The sequence below is a fragment of the Streptomyces sp. NPDC047841 genome (assembly GCF_040704085.1).
Classification (GTDB): Bacteria; Actinomycetota; Actinomycetes; order Streptomycetales; family Streptomycetaceae; genus Streptomyces; species Streptomyces argyrophylli.
The window spans coordinates 123,849-141,608 of sequence record NZ_JBEYRP010000018.1; the positions used below are offsets into that span (position 1 = coordinate 123,849).

19 protein-coding genes are annotated in these 17,760 nt (G+C 72.5%); 8 read left to right on the forward strand and 11 right to left on the reverse strand.

Annotation, left to right across the window (positions count from 1 at the left end; genetic code table 11):
• Window positions 1-1,251, forward strand: coding sequence for an alpha-L-fucosidase (locus tag AB0947_RS29250; RefSeq protein WP_366753339.1), 1,251 nt, complete (start codon window positions 1-3; stop codon window positions 1,249-1,251).
• A gap of 39 nt (window positions 1,252-1,290) precedes the next feature.
• Here AB0947_RS29250 and AB0947_RS29255 read toward each other — a convergent pair whose 3' ends face one another.
• The gene (locus tag AB0947_RS29255; protein WP_366753340.1) at window positions 1,291-1,977 is read right to left on the reverse strand and encodes an SDR family oxidoreductase; all 687 of its coding nucleotides are present in this window, start codon (window positions 1,975-1,977) and stop codon (window positions 1,291-1,293) included.
• 361 nt (window positions 1,978-2,338) lie between these two features.
• Here AB0947_RS29255 and AB0947_RS29260 point away from each other — a divergent pair, with 361 nt between their 5' ends.
• Window positions 2,339-2,530 (forward strand): hypothetical protein, encoded by a 192-nt coding sequence (locus AB0947_RS29260; RefSeq protein ID WP_366753341.1) that lies wholly within the window; start codon window positions 2,339-2,341, stop codon window positions 2,528-2,530.
• Window positions 2,531-2,556: 26 nt separating this feature from the next.
• Here the strand turns inward: AB0947_RS29260 and AB0947_RS29265 are convergent, their stop codons facing one another.
• Window positions 2,557-3,723, reverse strand: coding sequence for a histidine kinase (locus tag AB0947_RS29265; RefSeq protein ID WP_366753342.1), 1,167 nt, complete (start codon window positions 3,721-3,723; stop codon window positions 2,557-2,559).
• Between the two features lie 264 nt (window positions 3,724-3,987).
• Here AB0947_RS29265 and AB0947_RS29270 point away from each other — a divergent pair, with 264 nt between their 5' ends.
• Both AB0947_RS29270 and AB0947_RS29275 read left to right on the forward strand, forming a co-directional pair.
• Window positions 3,988-4,824 carry an AfsR/SARP family transcriptional regulator gene (locus AB0947_RS29270; RefSeq protein ID WP_366753343.1) on the forward strand — a complete coding sequence of 279 codons (837 nt, stop codon included), beginning with the start codon at window positions 3,988-3,990 and terminating at the stop codon, window positions 4,822-4,824.
• Window positions 4,825-5,106: 282 nt separating this feature from the next.
• Entirely contained in the window at window positions 5,107-5,694 is a 588-nt protein-coding gene (locus tag AB0947_RS29275) for an RNA polymerase sigma factor (RefSeq protein WP_366753344.1), read from the forward strand.
• Window positions 5,695-5,779: 85 nt separating this feature from the next.
• Here the strand turns inward: AB0947_RS29275 and kynU are convergent, their stop codons facing one another.
• From kynU to paaA, 7 genes are all read right to left on the reverse strand, one after another.
• Window positions 5,780-7,060 (reverse strand): kynureninase, encoded by a 1,281-nt coding sequence (gene kynU / locus AB0947_RS29280; RefSeq protein ID WP_366753345.1) that lies wholly within the window; start codon window positions 7,058-7,060, stop codon window positions 5,780-5,782.
• Window positions 7,053-7,898: a tryptophan 2,3-dioxygenase family protein gene (locus AB0947_RS29285; protein ID WP_366753346.1), complete on the reverse strand. Its 846-nt coding sequence runs from the start codon at window positions 7,896-7,898 to the stop codon at window positions 7,053-7,055. Before AB0947_RS29285 ends, kynU begins: the two co-directional genes overlap by 8 nt.
• A gap of 80 nt (window positions 7,899-7,978) precedes the next feature.
• Window positions 7,979-9,082: a 2Fe-2S iron-sulfur cluster-binding protein gene (locus tag AB0947_RS29290; RefSeq protein ID WP_366753347.1), complete on the reverse strand. Its 1,104-nt coding sequence runs from the start codon at window positions 9,080-9,082 to the stop codon at window positions 7,979-7,981.
• 7 nt (window positions 9,083-9,089) lie between these two features.
• Window positions 9,090-9,587: a 1,2-phenylacetyl-CoA epoxidase subunit PaaD gene (paaD, locus tag AB0947_RS29295; RefSeq protein WP_366753348.1), complete on the reverse strand. Its 498-nt coding sequence runs from the start codon at window positions 9,585-9,587 to the stop codon at window positions 9,090-9,092.
• Window positions 9,584-10,372, reverse strand: coding sequence for a 1,2-phenylacetyl-CoA epoxidase subunit PaaC (gene paaC / locus AB0947_RS29300; RefSeq protein ID WP_366753349.1), 789 nt, complete (start codon window positions 10,370-10,372; stop codon window positions 9,584-9,586). Before paaC ends, paaD begins: the two co-directional genes overlap by 4 nt.
• Entirely contained in the window at window positions 10,362-10,664 is a 303-nt protein-coding gene (gene paaB / locus AB0947_RS29305; RefSeq protein ID WP_366753350.1) for a 1,2-phenylacetyl-CoA epoxidase subunit PaaB, read from the reverse strand. Before paaB ends, paaC begins: the two co-directional genes overlap by 11 nt.
• Window positions 10,661-11,674, reverse strand: a complete 1,014-nt coding sequence (gene paaA, locus AB0947_RS29310) for a 1,2-phenylacetyl-CoA epoxidase subunit PaaA (protein WP_366753402.1) — start codon at window positions 11,672-11,674, stop codon at window positions 10,661-10,663. The genes paaB and paaA overlap by 4 nt, the downstream gene beginning before the upstream one ends.
• A 213-nt stretch (window positions 11,675-11,887) precedes the next feature.
• Here paaA and AB0947_RS29315 point away from each other — a divergent pair, with 213 nt between their 5' ends.
• The 3 genes from AB0947_RS29315 to AB0947_RS29325 all read left to right on the forward strand — a co-directional run bounded on the left by AB0947_RS29315 (window position 11,888) and on the right by AB0947_RS29325 (window position 14,599).
• Window positions 11,888-12,139: an acyl carrier protein gene (locus tag AB0947_RS29315; protein ID WP_366753351.1), complete on the forward strand. Its 252-nt coding sequence runs from the start codon at window positions 11,888-11,890 to the stop codon at window positions 12,137-12,139.
• A complete protein-coding gene (locus AB0947_RS29320; RefSeq protein WP_366753352.1) occupies window positions 12,139-13,635 on the forward strand; it encodes an AMP-binding protein in 1,497 nt (498 codons plus the stop codon). Before AB0947_RS29315 ends, AB0947_RS29320 begins: the two co-directional genes overlap by 1 nt.
• 352 nt (window positions 13,636-13,987) lie before the next feature.
• Window positions 13,988-14,599 carry a response regulator transcription factor gene (locus AB0947_RS29325; protein WP_366753353.1) on the forward strand — a complete coding sequence of 204 codons (612 nt, stop codon included), beginning with the start codon at window positions 13,988-13,990 and terminating at the stop codon, window positions 14,597-14,599.
• A gap of 37 nt (window positions 14,600-14,636) precedes the next feature.
• Here AB0947_RS29325 and AB0947_RS29330 read toward each other — a convergent pair whose 3' ends face one another.
• Both AB0947_RS29330 and AB0947_RS29335 read right to left on the reverse strand, forming a co-directional pair.
• Window positions 14,637-15,470, reverse strand: a complete 834-nt coding sequence (locus AB0947_RS29330) for an alpha/beta fold hydrolase (protein ID WP_366753354.1) — start codon at window positions 15,468-15,470, stop codon at window positions 14,637-14,639.
• 16 nt (window positions 15,471-15,486) lie between these two features.
• Entirely contained in the window at window positions 15,487-16,269 is a 783-nt protein-coding gene (locus AB0947_RS29335) for an SDR family oxidoreductase (protein WP_366753355.1), read from the reverse strand.
• A gap of 212 nt (window positions 16,270-16,481) precedes the next feature.
• Between AB0947_RS29335 and AB0947_RS29340 the strand changes: the two genes are divergently transcribed.
• Window positions 16,482-17,747 (forward strand): condensation domain-containing protein, encoded by a 1,266-nt coding sequence (locus tag AB0947_RS29340; RefSeq protein ID WP_366753356.1) that lies wholly within the window; start codon window positions 16,482-16,484, stop codon window positions 17,745-17,747.
• Window positions 17,748-17,760 lie beyond the last annotated feature (13 nt).

Here is a 17,760-nt window from a genome sequence, read left to right on the forward strand (position 1 = left end):
ATGGCGATGCAACCGTGGTTCACCGACGCCAAGCTGGGAATCTTCGTGCACTGGGGCATCTACGCCGTCGACGGGGTCCAGGAGTCCTGGTCCTTCTACGACGACATCGTGCCGCACGACCGGTACATGTCCCAGCTCGAGCGCTTCACCGGCGCCCGCTATGACCCCCGGGCATGGGCGGACCTGTTCGCCCGCGCGGGCGCCGGGTACGCCGTCCTGACCAGCCGCCACCACGACGGCGTCGCCCTGTGGGACACCGCGTACGGCGACCTGAACCTGGGCAGGGACTACGTCGGCCCCTACGCCGACGCCCTGCGTGAGAGGGGCCTGAAGGTCGGCCTGTACTACTCGCACTCCGACTGGAACCACCCCGACTACGCCAGCACCCGCAAGCCGGGCCGCCCGCCGGAGCTGGAGGACAACCGCTACTCCGAAGTGGCCGCCGAGGACGAGGACCTGGACGCCTGGGAGCGGTTCATCGCCTACCGGGACGGCCAGGTACGGGAGCTGGCCTCCCGCTACCGGCCGGACCTGATGTGGTTCGACGGCGAGTGGGACCGCAGCGAGGAGCAGTGGCGCATCCCCGAACTGGCCGCGCTCATCCGCTCGTACGTCCCGCAGGTCGTCTTCAACGCGCGCATGCTCGGCGAGGGCGACTACGCCACTCCCGAACAGGGCGCCCCCGTCGTGCCCCCGGACGGCCCCTGGGAACTGTGCCTGACGATCAACGACTCGTGGGGCTACCAGCACCACGACCACAACCACAAGTCCCTCGCCCAGCTGATCCGCTACTTCACCGAGACCATCGGCGGCGGCGGCAACCTGCTGCTCGACGTCGGCCCCACGGAGGACGGGACCATCCCGCAGCCGCAGGTCGAGCGCCTGGAAGGGCTGGGGAAGTGGATCCGCCGACACGCGGAGGCGGTGTACGGCACCGTGCGCGGCCTGCCGGCCGGGCACCACTACGGTCCCAGCACCCTCTCTCCCGACCGGCGCACCCTCTACCTCACCCTGTTCGACGCCCCGCGCGCCGGGATCGGCGTCCGGGGCCTGGCCACCAAGGTCGACAAGGTCACCGTCCTCGGCACCGGCACCGAACTCCGCCACCGGGTGATCGGCGGGCTCCACGAGGCGGTCGGGGTGCTGTGGATCGACCCGCCGGCCGAGTCCGACCTCGACCCGCACGCCACCGTCCTCGCCGTCGAACTGGACGGCGAACTGGAGCTGTACCGGGGGTCAGGCCGGTTCTGACCCCGGTGCCGCCTCCCGGACGACGCCGCACGGGACCCCTCACCGTTCGACCGGTTGCGACAGGGCGCGCTTGACCTGCCGGGTCCGCTCGTCGGTGAGGACCTCGACCCGGTCGTTCGCCAGAGCGTCCATGGTCTGCCCCGCGACATCCTCCACGCTGATCTTCGACGCGTCCGTGAAGGAGCTGAGATCCGTCTCCACGAAACCGGCGTGGACCCCGATCACGAGGGTCCCCTGCTCGCGCAGGCCCTCCCGCAGCGCGCCCGTCAAGGACCACTGGGCCGCTTTGGAGGCCGCGTACCCGGGATAGTCCGGCCGGGAGGCCCACGACGCCGTCGACAGCATGTTGACCAGTGCGCCGCCGCCGTTGCGGGCCAGGACCGGGGCGAAGGCACGGGAGACGGCCCAGGTGCCGAAGTAGTTGATCTCCATCGCCTCGCGCGCGCCGTCGAAGGAGCCGGTCAGCAGCTTGGTGTCAAAACCTCCGACGCCCGCGTTGTTGATCACGATGGTGACGTCGTCGGCGGTCGCGGCCGCCGCGGCAACCTCCTCCGGCACGGTGACGTCCAGACGGAGCGCGATCAGGTCCGCGTCGCTCACGCTCGCCGGATCGCGGACACCGGCGTAGACCTTCGCCGCTCCCCGTGCGATCAGCGCGCGGGCGAACGCGTGGCCGATGCCGCGATTGGCCCCGGTCACCAGGGCAGTCGATCCTTCGATGTCCATCACACTTCCTTCCCGCTGCCGCCCGCCGATCACAGCCGGCACCCGGCGAGGGACCCGCTTGCGCTCCCTCACCAGCGTGCATCGAACGCCGCGGCGCCGCACGCGAGACAGCGCGCGGCGGTGCGGGCCCGATGCCGGCGCCCCCAACCGGCCACATCGCCGCCGAGCCACGGCCCAGGTCCTCGCAGACCCCAGGCACCCCGTCCGGCCGTCCGGGCCGACGGCCCGGCCGGACGGCACGCACCCGACCGAGGGCACTGAAAAGGTTGAAGCCTCATCCCTCGGGCCGGGCAACTCCTGGGCCGTGCACCGGTGACGGTCGCTCGGCCTGTCCGCACCCGCCTTCGCGCTGGGCGAGGCGATGTACGAGAGCTGGCGGTACACCACCGCCGCCAACAACTGTGACGACACCGTCAGCGTCTCGGTGACCTACCAGGACGGGGCGACCGGCCCCTGCGCCACCCTCCCCCCGGGCGCCGTCACCACGGTCGGGGAGGGCCACCTCGGCCAACACGGCCATCCGGACCCCCTGGCAACCTGCCGGCCGTACTGAAGTCCGACGCAGGGGCGCGACGGCGGCTATCGGGCAGCGTCCACCAGGCGGGCTTCCTCCGCCCTCGTCGCCGTCGGCGGTCGCCGCCCGCCGGCCCGCGAGGTGAGCGGTGCCTCCGCGAGGAGCACGAACCGGCCGTCCTCGCGGACGCCCGCCTCCGCACGGCCGCCCAACTCCGCCAGACGCGCGCCGAGATTGGCCAGCCCCTGGCCGCCGCGGCGTCCGGCGGCCGCCGGGACGACGCCGTCGTTCACCATGACCAGCCGCGCGCAGCCGCCGGACACGGTGAACGTGACGTGGCAGCTCCTGGCCTCGCTGTGCCTGATGACGTTCGCGGCCCCCTCCCTGAGCACGATGGCCAGGGCCTCGTCGAGTGCCGGGTCCAGCTCGTGGGGGGTGGTGATGTCCATGGTCACGTCGGCGCCGGCCATGGTCAGGACCGATCGCACCGACTCCTGCTCGGCCGCGAACGAGAGGGGGCTCCGGTACCCCCTGGCCACCCTGCGCAGGTCGGTGAGGGCCTGACGTGAGGCGGCCACCATCGCCTCGATCTCCTCACGGGCGCGGGCCGCCTCCGCGGGGACCAGCCGGTGGGCCAGCTCCCCCTTCAGGATGATGGAGGAAAGGCTGCACCCGAACACGTCGTGGACGTCCCGCGAGAAGCGCAGCCGTTCCCGCGCCACCGCGGCCCTGACCAGCTCCTCCCGGTCCTCCCGGGCCTCGCGCACCTGGGTGACGAGACTGGAGAGTCTGCTGAATCCCCAGATCATCCAACTGGTCAGCACCGTGTCCACGGCGTCCGACACCGCAGGGAGGAACGGCTCCCGGGGCCAGGAGACGCCCAGGACGCTGAGGACGACCAGGGACCAGACGAGCCAGGCTCCGCGCATGTCGACGAGCAGGACCGAAGCCGCCAGCAGCCCTGTCATGCCGGTCCAGGGTTCGCCGAACCAGTGCAGCGGCAGATAGGCCAGCGCGGCCTGCACCCCGAGGACCGCCAGCAGCCGGCCGTCCGGCACCTGCCGGGTCCCCGTCGTCATGACGACCGCCTGCGCGGCGAGCATGAGGGCGACGAGCACGAAGAAGGCCACCAGGAGCGCGGGCCGCGTGTGCGCGTACAGCAGGCCGAGCAGGCTCTGCCAGACGATCCAGGCGAACGGGGCGAAGGCGACGATCCGGGTCAGGGGACGCATGGGAGTGTCATGGTCCGGCAACCGGCCGAGTTCTCGTCCGCATGTGGCCTCCGGGGGACAAACAAATCTCCGCTTCACCGCACGGTGCTCCCTGCCCCACGACCCCCGCACGTATGCGGCCCGCGCGCCCAACATGACGTAGATCACGGCGACATGCACACCCATGAAATATTCACATCGGTACTCGTGAGGGGATCACTGGGCCCCACGACACGTTTTTTGCGAGGCTGCTAGGCAGGTTCCGCATGACAGTAGAGGACTCAGATGACAGACATCACGGTTCTCGGGCCGTTCTCCGCTGCCTACAAACAGTCTTCGTTCGCGCCCAGCGCCACCAAAACCCGCCAGATCCTGGCGCTCCTCGCACTCCAGGCAGATCGCGTCGTCGCCGCGTCGACCCTGATGGAGGAGATATGGGGCGAGAAACTGCCGCGCAGCGCCACGACGACACTGCAGACCTACATCGTGCAACTGCGCCGGAAGCTCTCCGCCGCGCTGGAGGACGGCACCGACCCGAAGGACGTGTTGGTGACCCGGCACGGCGGGTATCTCCTGCGGGTCCGGCCCGGACGTGTGGACGCGCAGGAATTCGAGAAGCTGGCGGCTTCCGGGGGCAAGGCCTTCGAGGGGGGTGACGTCCGCACGGCCTCCAGGCTCCTCGGCCAGGCTCTCGGGCTGTGGCGCGGCCCCGCACTGATGGATGTGAAGGTGGGCCGGGTGCTGGAGCTGGACGTCGTCCGGCTCGAGGAGAAGCGGATGACCGTCCTGGAGCAGCGGATCGACGCGGACCTGGCACTCGGCCACCATGGTGAACTGGTGCCCGAGCTCTCGGTCCTGACCGCCCGGCACCCCATGCACGAGACGTTCTGCGCGCAGCTCATGACAGCCCTGTACCGGTCCGGCGGCGCGTGGCGGGCCCTGGAGGCCTACCAGCGTCTCCGTTCGGCCATGGTGGAGGAACTGGGTCTGGAACCCTCGCAACGGCTGAAGCGGCTGCACCAGGCGGTGCTCTCCGGTGAGGAGTTCACCGACCACCGCAGCCTCGCCGCGCCCCGCCCCCGCACCACGGTCCGCCTGAGCAGCCGTACCACGGCTGCCTGACGCCGCGCCCCGCGCCGGTCCCGGGCCCCGGTGGCCCCCGGGACCGGCGCGTCCCGTGCACCGCGACGCCCCGACGAGGCAGTCGCGTCGCGTTCCGGCGGAGGCCCGCTTGAGGCCCGGCAGGACACCGCGCGGACGTTCACCCGGTGTTCAAGGCAGATTCCAGGCGGGCTGGCCAGGCTTCGGAGCATGAGGAATCCCCATCTCGCGGACCACGGGCGGGAGCGGAGGAAACCCCTGGAGAGTCGCCCGTCCCCCCATCCGCCGCACTCGTGAGGCCCCATGTGCACCCCCTGTACATCCGACACGCCCACAACCGGCGCCGAGCCCCGCGACGCCGACGTCATCCCGCTGCCCGATCGCCACGCCCCGCAGGTGAACCTGCTGTTGCCCCGCGCCCAGGCCGGCGACCGGCAGGCCATGAACGATCTGCTGCGGCACGTCGCCCCCATGGTCGTGCGGCAGTGCCGGCGGGTCACCCAGCGGTACGGCCCGGACGCCGCGCAGGAGGCCATGCTCGCGATCTACCGCGGCCTTCGCGGCCTGCGCGAGCCGGGCGCCTTCTACTCCTGGGCCCGCGCGATCGCGGTACGGGAAGCCGTCCGCGTCCGCCGCCGCCTGGGCGACCTCGGTGACCAGGACCTGCCCGATCTGGTGCAGGACACCAATCCCATGACCAGCGTCCACATCAGCGACGTCCTGGACCGGTTGCCGCACCACCATCGTCAGGTGCTCACCCTGCGCGCGATCTACGGCCTGGACGAGCAGGAGATGGCGACGGCACTCGCCCTCCCGCTCGGGACGGTCCGCTCCCGGCTGTACCGGGCCCGGCGCAACTTCCACGACGCCTGGCACCAGCAGTCCGCCTGACCGTCCGGGAACCCGGCGGGACGGCGGGGACCGCCGTCCCGCCGGGTTCCCCGCGCGGTACGGCGGTCCCCGCCGCGCCGGGCCGTCAGGTGACGGCGGCGCGCTGCCGGTGGCGTGGCTCCAGGTGCTCCCGCAGGGTCACGGCCTGCCGCAGGTGCCGTACGGCGGTCAGCACGTCGTGGTGGGAGACGTACAGGGAGTTGACGCCGAACCGCAGCAGGTCGGGCGCGCGCATGTCGCCGATCACACCGCGGGCCGCGAGCGCGCTGACCAGCGGGTAGGCCTCCGGGTGCCGCAGGGCCACCTGGCTGCCGCGCCGGTGCGGTTGCCGTGGGGTGACCACGGTGAAACCCAGACCGTCCAGCAGGGCGTCGGCGCAGTCCATGAAGAACCCGGTCAGCGACAGGCTCTTGGCCCGCACCTGGTCCATACCGACGCCCTCGAAGGCGGTGAGGGCCGCCTCCAGGGCCAGCAGGGAGAGGATCGGCGGCGTGCCGATACGGGCGCGCTCCACTCCGCGGGCCGGAGCGTACTCGCCGCGCAGCGCGAAGGGGTCCGCGTGCCCGTTCCAGCCGGTGAGCGGCTGGTCGAAGGCGTCCTGGTGGCGTCGGGCGATGTAGAGGAAGGCGGGGGCGCCGGGGCCGCCGGACAGGAACTTGTAACCGCAGCCCACCGCCAGGTCGACGCCCAGTTCGTCCAGCCGTACGGGCAGCGCACCGGCCGCGTGGCACAGGTCCCACAGCATCACCGCCCCGGCTCCCTGGACGGCACGGGTGACGGCGGCCATGTCGTAGAGCTCGCCCGTGCGGTAGTCGACCGGCGAGTAGCCGGCCACCGCCACCTCGTGCCCGCGTTCGGCCAGGCAGCGCGGCAGGTCGTCCACCGCGACCCGGAGGACCTCCAGGCCGAGCAGCCGGGCCACCGAGTCGGCGATGTACACGTCGGTGGGGAAGTGGCCGGGATCGGTCAGCAGCAGCCGCCGTGCGGGGCGCAGCCGCGCCGCCGCGGTCAGGGCGTTGAACAGGTGCACGGTGGTGGAGTCCCCCACCACGGTCTGTCCGGGCGCCGCGCCGAGCAGGCGCCCGATCGTGTCCCCCACCCGCAGCGGCGCCTGCCACCACCGGTGCTCGTTCCAGGAGCGGATGAGGCCCTCTCCCCACTGCCGGTGGACCGCGTCCGCGAGCGCCTCCGGCACGGCGGCCGGCAGCGCGCCGAGCGAGTTGCCGTCCAGGTAGACGACGCCGTCCGGCAGGACGAAGCGTTCCCGCTGTGCCGCCAGCGGGTCCCCGGCGTCCAGCGCGGATGCCCGTGCCGCCAGTTCCTCCAGGACGGTCGCGCTCCCGGGGGAGTCCGGTCGCCTAGACACGTCCCCGCACCGTCCAGATCTCCGGGAAAACGGGACGGGCGGCCCGTTTCTCCAGCCAGGCGACCCCCGACGAGCCGCCGCTGCCGCTCTTGGCGCCCATGGCCCGGCGGGTGGCGAGCAGATGGTCGCCGCGCCACCGCATGACCGTCTCGGCGATGTCGGTCAGCGTCTCGCCGAGGGCCAGCAGCGGGTCGTTCTGCGGGCCGGCGTAGACGCGCCGCCAGACGTCCTCGACGCCCGGGTCGGCCTCGTAGGGGGCGGTCACGTCGCGGTCCAGCACATGGCGCGGGACGGGGAGTCCGCGGCGGTGCAGGTAGGCCAGCGTCTCGTCGTACAACGAGGGCTGGTTCAGCAGCTCCTCCAGTTCGGCGTAGGCGATGGGGTCCGCCCGCTGCGGGTTCATCAGCGAAGGGGACTTGTCGCCGAGCAGGAACTCCATCTGCCGGTACTTGGCCGACTGGAAGCCGGACGCCGCGCCGAACGCCTCGCGGAACCCGTTGAACTGGGCCGGGGTCATCTTCGCTATCGGCCGCAGGGAGTCGTTGAGCGCGTGGTGCGCGCTGATGCTGCGGCGCAGGGCGTCCATGGCGCACTCCAGGTCGTCCTTGGCCAGCGCTCCCCGGGCGGTCCGCCACTCGTGGACGACCAGGGTGAACCACAGTTCCATCACCTGGGTCGTGACCAGGAACGCCATCTCGTACGGGGCGTCGGTCAGGGGCTGTTGCAGGGAGGACAGTACGGAGGCGTGGACGTAGTCGTCGTAGGGCGTCCTTCCCCGGAAGGCCACCAGAGGGTCGTCCGTGCCCCGGTGGCGGGGCAGTGACGTGGTGTCGGTCATCGTGTCTCCTCGATAGGGGGCACTGGTCAGCGGGAGCGGGAAGACGCCGGCGGTCGTCGAGCGGCGCTCTTCCCGCCCGCTCACGAGTCGAAGTCCAGCACCGTCTCGTCGGTCTCCGGACGGGCGCGGCAGGCGAGCGTGTACCCCGCCGCGAGTTCCGCCGGCCCCAGCACGTACTGACGACCGGTCGTGACGGCTCCGCGGGTGACCTTGGCACGGCAGCTTCCGCACAGGCCCTCCCGGCAGGAGTACGGGATCTCCGGCCAGGCTCGCACCAGTGCGTCGAGCACCACCCGGTCCCGGTCCCCCATGGCGGTCACGGCCGTACGTCCGCCGAACGAGGCGGTGATCCGGGCGCGGCGATCGCCCTGTCCGGCCTCCGGCGGTGCCGGGTCGCCCGGTGCGGCGGAGAAGAGTTCGAAGCGGGTCCGTGCCGGGTCGGCGCCCCATCCGGTCAGCGCCTCGCGCAGCGACGTGACCATCTCCCAGGGCCCGCAGAGGTAGAAGTACGTGTCGTCGTCCGGTTCGGCGCCGACCGCGGACAGGAGGGCCGGCAGCCTCGTGGTGTCGAGGCGACCGGAGAGCAGTGCGGCCTCCCGGGTCTCCCGGGTCAGGAGGTACAGCGGCTGGAACCGGTCGAGGTACGCGTCCTTGAGGTCGGCCAGTTCGTCGGCGAGCAGCACCGACCGGGCCGTACGGTTGGTGTAGATCAGTGACACCCGGCAGCGCGGGTCGTCGCGCAGGGCCGCCGCGGCCATGGTCAGCAGGGGGGTTATCCCGCTGCCGGCGGCCACCATCACATGGTGTGCGCCGGGCCGTTCCACGAGCCCGAAGCCGCCGCTCGGCGGTGCGACGTCCAGCGTCTCACCGGCTTCCATCGCGGTCGTGGCGTACTCCGCGAAGCCGCCGGGCCCGAGTCGCCTGACCACCAGGCGCAGTTCGGGCGGCGCGAAGGGGGGCGGGCAGACGGAGTAGCTGCGCCGGATCTCCGTCCCGTTCAGGACGTGCCGTACGGTCACGTGCTGGCCCGGCCGATGGACGAAGGTGTCGGCCAGCCGGTCCGGGAGGTCCAGGGTGAGGGCCACCGCGTCGTCGGTGAGCGGCCGTACCCGCCCCACCCGCAGCCGGTGCCATCCGGTGTCCTGGACGGCGGGCGCCGCCATGGCCTGCTCGGTCGTCGTCACGGCGCCGTCACACCGCCTTCAGGTGGGCGAAGGACTCACGGCAGGCGGTGCACACCAGGATCGTCTGGCACCCCGTGGCACCGAACGGGCCGAGCGGGCGGGTCGCCACGGAACCGCAGTGCGGGCAGGGCCGGCCCAGGCCGAGCCGTACCGGCAGCGGCGCCGCGGCGGGTGCGGGGGGCACGATGCCGTGTGCGGCGAGCTTGCGGCGGCCCGCCTCGCTGATCCGGTCGGTGGTCCAGGCGGGCGCGAGCGCACGGGTCACCCGTCCTTCGGGGTGCCCGCACTCCGCGAGGACGGCCCGCAGCTCGGCCGTGATCACCGGGAGCGCCGGGCAGCCGAGGTAGGTGGGCGTGAAGACGACCTCCATCACGCCGTCCTCGCCCTCGCCCACCGACCGGATCACGCCGAGGTCGGCCAGGGTGATCATCGGCAGTTCCGGGTCCGGCACGGCCTCCACCCGGGCGCGGACCCGGTCGGCGTCCAGCCGCGGGACCGCGCTCACCAGACGCCTCCGGGGTACTGCCGGAAGACCGACTGGAACTCGGCCAGGAGCGGGGCGAACGCCTCGGTGTGCACTCCCGCCCGCCCTCCGGTCGCCTGCCACGACGGTGCCGGGACGGTGAGCCCGGCCTCCGCCAGGACCTCCGCCACCTCCCCTTCCCAGGCGGCCCGCAGCCGGGCCGGGGCGCAGGCCGTGCCGGCGGCGTCGAGCCGCGCCGTCAGCGCGTCGGCCTCGAACAGCTCGGCCGTGTACGGCCAGACGTGTTCCAGCCCCGCCTGCATCCGCCGGCGGCTCTCCTCGGTCCCCCGGCCCAGCCGCACGGTCCACTGCGCGGCGTGCAAGCGGTGGTACTCCGCCTCCTTGGCCGCGCGGGCGGCGAAGGACGCCAGCTCCTCGTCGGCCGATGCCGCCAGCTCCGCGTAGAGCAGGCTCGTGCTGTGGGTGTACGCCAGCTGCCGGGCGATGGTGACGGCGAAGTCGCCGTTCGGGAGCTCCGACAGCAGCGCGTTGCGGAACTCGCGTTCGGTCCTGCGGTAGGCGAGGTCGTCGTCGCTGCGGTCCGTGCCGTCCCGCCGGCCGCTGAGGGTCAGCAGCGCCCGGGCGTGGCCGAGCAGGTCCAGCGCGATGTTGGACAGGGCGAGGTCCTCCTCGACGGTGGGCGCGTTGGTCACCCAGGCACACAGCCGCTGGCAGAGGATCAGCGCGTCGTCACCGAGCCTGAGCGCGTACTCGGCGATGTCGTGGTCCCGGGTGCCGGCCAGGGCACCGGTGCGTTCACTGGTCATGGTCGTCTGCCTCGTTGAGCGGCGTGTACATCTGCGGGTACCGGTAGGGCTTGCCGGCTCCGTTGCTGAAGAAGGGGTCCTTCTCCCCGGGGGAGGAGGCCCGCACCGCGTCGGAGCGCACCACCCAGATCGACACCGGGTCGCCGCGCCGGGTGTAGAGGTCCCGGGCATGGGCGAGGGCCATGTCGGCGTCCGCGCCGTGGACCGATCCGACGTGCTGGTGGGCGAGGCCGCGGCGGGACCTGAGGAACACCTCCCAGGACACCTGCGCCCGGCCGGTCTCGCGGCTCATGCCTCCTGCCCTTCCGCCGCCCGGCGTGCCGCGTAGGCGTCGGCCGCCGCGCGCACCCAGGCCCCGTTCTCGTGGGCCGCCACCCGGTGCGCGAGGCGCTGTCTGCCGGTCTGCGCGCCGCCGGCCAGGGCCGTGCGGTACAGCTGCCAGTCCACCGGGGTGAAGTCGTAGTGCCCGCGCTCCTCGTTCCAGCGGATCGCGGGGTCGGGCAGGGTCACGCCGAGACGCTCCGCCTGCGGGACGACGCTGTCCACGAAGCGCTGCCGCAGCTCGTCGTTGGTGTGGCGTTTGATCCCCCACGCCATCGAGCGCCGGCTCACCGCGGCGCCCAGGGCCGCGGCCCGTGCGTCCCCGCCGCCCTCGGTCGTGTCCGGCGGGCCGAACATCAGGGCCACCGCGGGCAGCCACCACCGGTCGACCGCGTCCTGCGCCATCTCCCGCTGCTCCCGGGTGCCCCGGCACAGCGCCCACAGCAGGTCGTAGCCCTGGCGGACGTGGAAGGTCTCCTCCTGGCACACCCGCTGCATGGCCCGCGCGTACGGGCCGTAGGAGGTGCGGCACAGCGGCGCCTGGTTGATCACCGCAGCGCCGTCCGTCAGCCAGGCGATGGCCCCGGTGTCGGCCCAGGTCAGGGCGGGATGGTTGAACGTGTCGGAGGACCGCTGGTGTCCCTTGTGCAGCGCCTCGAGGAGTTCGGCGCGGGTGACGCCGAGGGTCTCCGCCGCCGCGTACAGGTACAGGCCGTGTCCGGCCTCGTCCTGCACCTTGGACAGCAGCACGGCCTTGCGGTGCAACGACGGCGCCCGGGTCAGCCAGGACCCCTCCGGCTGCATCCCGATGATCTCCGAGTGCGCGTGCTGGGCGATCTGCCGGATCACCATCCGCCGGTAGCCGTCGGGCAGCCGGTCCCGGGGCTCGATCGTCTCGCCGGCCGCGATGAGTGCCTCGAAGTACGCGTCGCGCTGCCCGCCGTCGTCCGCGCCGGCGGCCGTGGAACCTGCCTCCGTGATCACGTGGAACCTCCGCTCGCCTCCGTCCGGCCCGTGTGCAGCACTGCTGGACAAGGGCCTCACCTACGAAAGGAGTGCCGGTGCGGCCGGTCCAATCCCCCGGCCGCTGACGGAAATCGAGTGAGGAAGGCCACAGTGGCGGCAGGGATTGCCGGAGGGTCCCCCGTCCTCCTTACCGATCGAGATCTTGGCGTACCGAGAAAGGCGGACGGCATGAGCACCATACGAGAGCTACTCACCGAACTGACCGGGACGTCGGAGTACGCTGAGAAACTCAGCGACGACACCCCCCTGGCCGCCAGCGGCATCGACTCGGGGGACCTCGTCCGGCTGATCCTGCTCATCGAGCAGCGCACGGGCGTGGAGATCACCGCCGGGGACATGGAGCACCTGTCCACGATCGCGGACTACGAGCGCTTCCTCACCGACCGGGCCGGCTCCGGTGCGCAGCCGGGCAGCGCGTGATGTGGCTGACCCAGCTGCTGCAACGCAACCGGCAGTGCTTCCCCGGCCGGACGGCGCTCGTGGACGCGCACCGTTCCGTCACCTGGGCCGAGTTCCACGACCGGGTGACCCGGCTCGCCCACGGACTGCACGAGCACGGCATCCGCCCCGGCGACCGGGTGGCCGTCCTGTCCCTGGACCGCATCGAGGTGCTGGAGACGTACTTCGCGCTGGCCCGTCTGGGCGCGCTGTTCGTCCCCCTCAACCACAGCCTCACCCCCGCCGAGGTGACCGGGATCGCGGAGCGCTGCGAACCGGCGGCGGTGATCGGTGAGTCGGCCCTGCTGGATCGGCACCCGGATCTGCCGGTGCGGACCCGACTGCCGCTGGACGGACCGGAGTTCGCCGCACTGTGCGAGGCGGGCGGGCCGGCACCCGCCGGCCCCGCCGCACCGGCCCCTGCCCTCCCCGACGTGCCGGACGACGCCCTGGCGGCGATCCTGCACACGTCGGCGACCACGGGCCGGGCCAAGGGGGTCGTCGTCGACCACGCCTCGTTCCGGGCCATCGCGCTCGGCTGGCTCGCCCAGGTCCGGCCCACGGACGACATGGTGCTGGTCAACTGCTGCCCGCTGTACCACGGCAGCCTGGTGGTCTCGCTCACCTACATGGCCGCGGGCGCCACCGTGGTGCTCATGCCGGGGTTCCAGCCGCAGCGGGCGCTGGCCGCGATCGCGGACAACCGGGCCACGCACATCTGGCTCGTGCCGCAGATGCTCCGTTTCCTGCTCCAGGCGAAGTCGCTGCGGAACACGGACCTGTCCAGTCTGCGCGAGGTGCTCTACGGCGCCGCGCCGATGCCCGCGGAGGTCCACGCCGAGGCCGTCGAACGGATCGGCTGCGGCTTCCGGCAGGTCTACGGGATGACCGAGGTGGGCGGCCCGTTCGTCACGCTCGGTCCGGACGAGCACCCCGCGCCGGGCACCGTCGACGTGATCCCGGCCGGCCGGGTGATCCCCGGCATGTCGGTGCGGGCACTGGACCCGGAGGACCGGGAGGCGCCCCCCGGCGTCATCGGGGAGATCTGTGCCCGCGGCCCCGGAGTGATGCGCGGGTACTGGAACGACGACAAGGCCACCGCGGAGATCACGACGGACGGCTGGGTCCGCACCGGCGACCTCGGCTTCGTCGACGGCGAGGGCCGGGTGCATCTGATCGACCGGTGCAAGGACCTGATCATCCGGGCGGGGCAGAACGTCTACCCCCGGGAGATCGAGCAGGCGCTGCGGTCCCACCCCGCGGTGCACGACGCCGCCGTGATCGGGGTGACGGACGCCGACTACGGGGAGGTGCCGCTGGCCTTCGTGGTGGCCGAGGACGGGACGACGGCCGACGAGGTGCAGGCCCATCTGACCGGCCTCCTCGCCGCGTACAAGCGGCCCCGGCGCATCCGGTTCATCGACGAGGTGCCCAGGAATCCCGCGGGCAAGATCCTCAAGAAGGCGCTGCCCGTCTGACCCGCGCCCGCGCCGGGCGGCGATCCCTCCGCCGCCCGGCGCGACGGCGCGGTGCACCGGACGAAGCAGCTCCGCACACCAACTGCCCTGCTACAGCCGCCCGTTGTCGTCGGGACACCCGATGACGAACATCACACTCGGGCGGCAGGCGGGCTATCCGTCGTGCGCGGCCGTGCGAAACCACAGGTCGGCGGCGTCAGCCCCCTCACAGCTCACGTGTCCGCGGAGTACGTCACGACGATCCCCCCGGCTGCGTGTGAACCCACCGTAGTGATGCCGACGTGGTGACAGTAGAGTCAAGCGGCACCGCAGGGACGCCGGGGCGCATCGATCGGGACGGAAGTGCGGAACCATGCCCATCAGAATCCTGCTCGCCGAGGATGTCGAGATGGTCCGCGGGGCACTGGTCGCCTTACTGGAGCTGGAGGAGGACCTGCTCGTCGTCGCCTCCGTCAGCCGGGGGGACGAGATCGTGCCGGCCGCCCTGGAGACCCGGCCCGACGTGGCGGTGCTCGACATCAGTCTCCCCGGCACGGACGGGCTCACGGCAGCGCAGGAACTCCACCGCAAGCTGCCGAGCTGCCGCACCCTGATCCTCACGTCCTTCGGCCGGCCGGGCCTGCTGCGGCGTGCTCTGGCCGCCCACGTACAGGGCTTCCTCCTCAAGGACGCCCCGCCGGACCAGCTCGCCGCGTCGGTGCGCACGGTCGCCGCCGGCCGGCCCGCCATCGCCTCCGAGCTGCTGCTGGAGGCCTGGGAGCATCAGGAGAGCCCCCTGTCGGCCCGGGAGGCCGAGGTCCTCCGGCATGCCGCCCGGGGCGCTGACGTCGTCGAGATAGCGACGAGCCTGTGCCTGTCCCAGGGGACCGTGCGGAACTACCTGACCTCCATCGTCGCCAAACTCGGTGCGCGCAACCGCGTCGACGCGGTCCGGATCGCCTACGAGGAGGGATGGGTGTCCTGAGCCCGGACGCGGCCGGCACACCTCGCGCCGCAGCCGTTCAGCACCGCGGGCGCTGGTGGCCGTCGGCGGGCAGGGCCGCGGTCAGGCGGCGGAGGGTGGCGGCGACCGCGAGCGCGCCGGGGGCGCCGGGCTCGATGAGCGTGTAGTGGCCGACGCCGGGCAGCACGACCGTCTCCAGGTCGTCGTGGACCGCCGCGTAGTCCGCGAACTGCGTCAGCGGCACCTCCTCGTCGACCGAGCCGTGCAGCAGCACGGTCCGCACACCCGTCGTCCTCGGCCCCCTGAGCAGCGTCAGCGGATCCACGTACGGCATCCGCGCCTCGAACAGGTCCTGTCCTCCCAGGAGTTGCAGCGCCGCGTCGTTGCTGAGCCGGTCCCGGCGGGTGGCCTCCAGGTCGGTCAGCGGAGCGAGGGCGAGCACGGCGGGCGGGAGGGACGACGTGTACCACGGCGAGCCTGCGGGCAGCAGGGCCCGCGCCGCGCACCACAGGGCGAGATGGCCGCCGGAGCAGTGGCCGGCCAGGACGTACGGCCGTCCCTCGGGCAGGGTGTCGACGATCCGGGCGACGTCGTCGAACGTCTCCGGATAGCCGCCGGCGCCTCCGGACCGGCGAAAGCCCGGCAGCAGCACGGAGAAGCCCTGCCCCGCCAGCCAGGCGGCGAACGGCGTCAGGTGCATCCGGTCGTAGCGCCAGTACCCGCCGTGCAGCAGCAGCACCAGTGGGGCGTCCGCGTCCTCGGCGGGCCAGGCGTCGTAGACCTGGTGGGGATGGTCGCCGTATCGTCCGTGCACCGGCGCGAGGACCGGCCTGAGGCTCAGAACGCGCCGCTCCTCCTCGGCGGCGAAGGCCGAGATCTCCCTGGCGGTCATGCGGTGCTCCTTCCGCCTACAGGCCGAGGTGGACGCCGCCGGCCGCGTCGAGCCACTGACCGGTCACCCAGCGGGCGCCGTCGCTCGCCACGAAGGCGACGACGTCGGCGATGTCCTCCGGCTGGCCGAGCCGGTCGAACACCGAGTGCGCGGACAGCGCCTGCCTGATCCGCGGGTCCTTCAGGGTCGGGTTGATCTCGGTCTCGGTGAAGCCCGGGGCGACCGCGTTCACCGTGATGTTCCGCGGGGCGAGCTGGACGGCGAGGGGCAGCGTGAGATGGTCCATGGCCGCCTTGGTCATGCAGTACGCGATGATCGACGGGTACGCGAACCGCGTGGCCGCCGACGACACGTTGACGATCCGGCCGCCGTCCCGCAGCCGGCCGAGGCCCTGCTGGATGATGAAGAACGGGGCCTTGGTGTTGACGGCGAAGACGCGGTCGTAGGCCTCCTCGGTGACCTGCTCGATCGGCCGGGGCAGCGTGATCCCGGCGTTGTTGACCAGGATGTCCAGACCCGGTTCGGCGTCCGGGGCGTACGCGGCCAGCTCGCGGTCGAACGCGGCCCACAGGGCGGCCGCGTCGCCGGGGACGCCCAGCTCCGCACGGATCGCGAACGCCCGGCCGCCGTCGGTCTCGATCTCCTTGACCGTACGGTCCGCCGCCGCCTCGTCGTGCCCGTAGTGGACGGCGATCAGCGCGCCCTCGCTCGCGAGCCGTCTGCTGATGGCCCGTCCGATGCCGCGGCTGCCTCCCGTCACCAGAGCGGTCCTGCCCTGGAGTCGTCCTGTGCCTGCCAATGTCGTCTCCTTCGTGTCCGGCTCGGGCGCCATCCGACACTGATCGACGAGGAGCCGGCCGGTCAAGGTGGTCCAGGGGAACTCAAGCCGGATGTGCGGGGGGACCCAAGGTGATGTCAAGCGGGCTTCCACCGGAGCTCAAGTCCTCCTGATATCAAGCGCCTTATCCTGCCGTACGACAAGATCACACAGTGCGGAGAAAGGCTGTTCAGATGCGACGTGCGCTGTGCCCCGCGGAAAACCTCTACGTCGCCCAGCGGAGCAGGGCGGTCCTCTCCTGCGTCCTGGAGGGCCCCGTCGAACCGGCCCTCCTGGCCGAAGCGTTCGAGGCGGTCACCGCGGCGCAGCCGACGCTGCTGACACGTATCGTCCCGGACGGAGACGGCCACGCCCTCGCCCCCCTCCCCGAGGCCGAGCGGCCCCGGCTGCGGCTGCGCACCGGCGGCGAGGAGGCGTACCTGGAGGAGTTCAACACCCCGCTGCCGGTGGGGGGCCCGCTGACCCGCGCGGTGCTCGTCAGCCATCCCGACACCGAGCGGTACACCCTGATCCTGAGCATCGACCACGTCGTCACCGACGGACACAGCGCGATCGCCCTCCTCAACGCCCTCTGGGACCGCTACCGGGAGCTCGTCGAGGGCACCGCGGCCCCGTGTCCGCCCGTGACCGAACTCCCCGGTCCCGTCAGCGCGTTGCTGCCGGCCGAGGATCCGGAGGAGACCCGGAAGTACCTGCGGCAGCGGGTGGAGCGGACCGGCAGCCACCCCGTCGAACTCGTCCCGTTCGACACCGGCGCGAACGGGGAGGAAGCCGGCGGGGAACCCCACCGGATCGAGGTCCGGCGGCTGCTGCTCGACGCCGGACCGACCGCCCGGCTGCGCGAACGGGCCCGTGCGGAAGGCGTGTCCGTGCACGCCCTCATCAGCGCCGCCATGCTGCTCGCCGCCCGTCGGCGCCTGGACGGCACCGGCACGCGCGTCCTCGGGTGCGTGTCACCGATCGACCTGCGCTCGCGCCTGACGCCCCCGGTGCCCGCCGGCCGCATGGTCGCCGCGGTCACCATGCACCTGCAGACCCTGCCCGTCGGCGAGGACACCGGCCTCGTCGAGCTGGCCCGCGAGGCCGGCGCCGGGATACGGGACCTCCTCGACCGCGGCGACCACTTCCGGGAGATGCGGATCATGCCCTCGGCCGCACAGCATCCGGCGCTCCACCTCGGCACGGTCATCGTCACCAACATGGGCGTCGTGTCCGGCCCGCGCCTCCCCGAGGGCACGCGGCTCACCGACGTGCGGCTCGTGCCGGCCCGCGAACACTACTTCCCGCAGGCCGGCCGCAGCCCGATCATGGCCTGCGTCACCTCTTTCGACGGCCGTCTCGCCATCGAGTTCCCGCACCACACCGCCTGTTTCAGCCGGCCCTTCATGCGCGAACTGCGCGACGAGGTCCGCGCGAGCCTGCTCGCCCTCGCCGAATAGGGCGAGGGCGAGC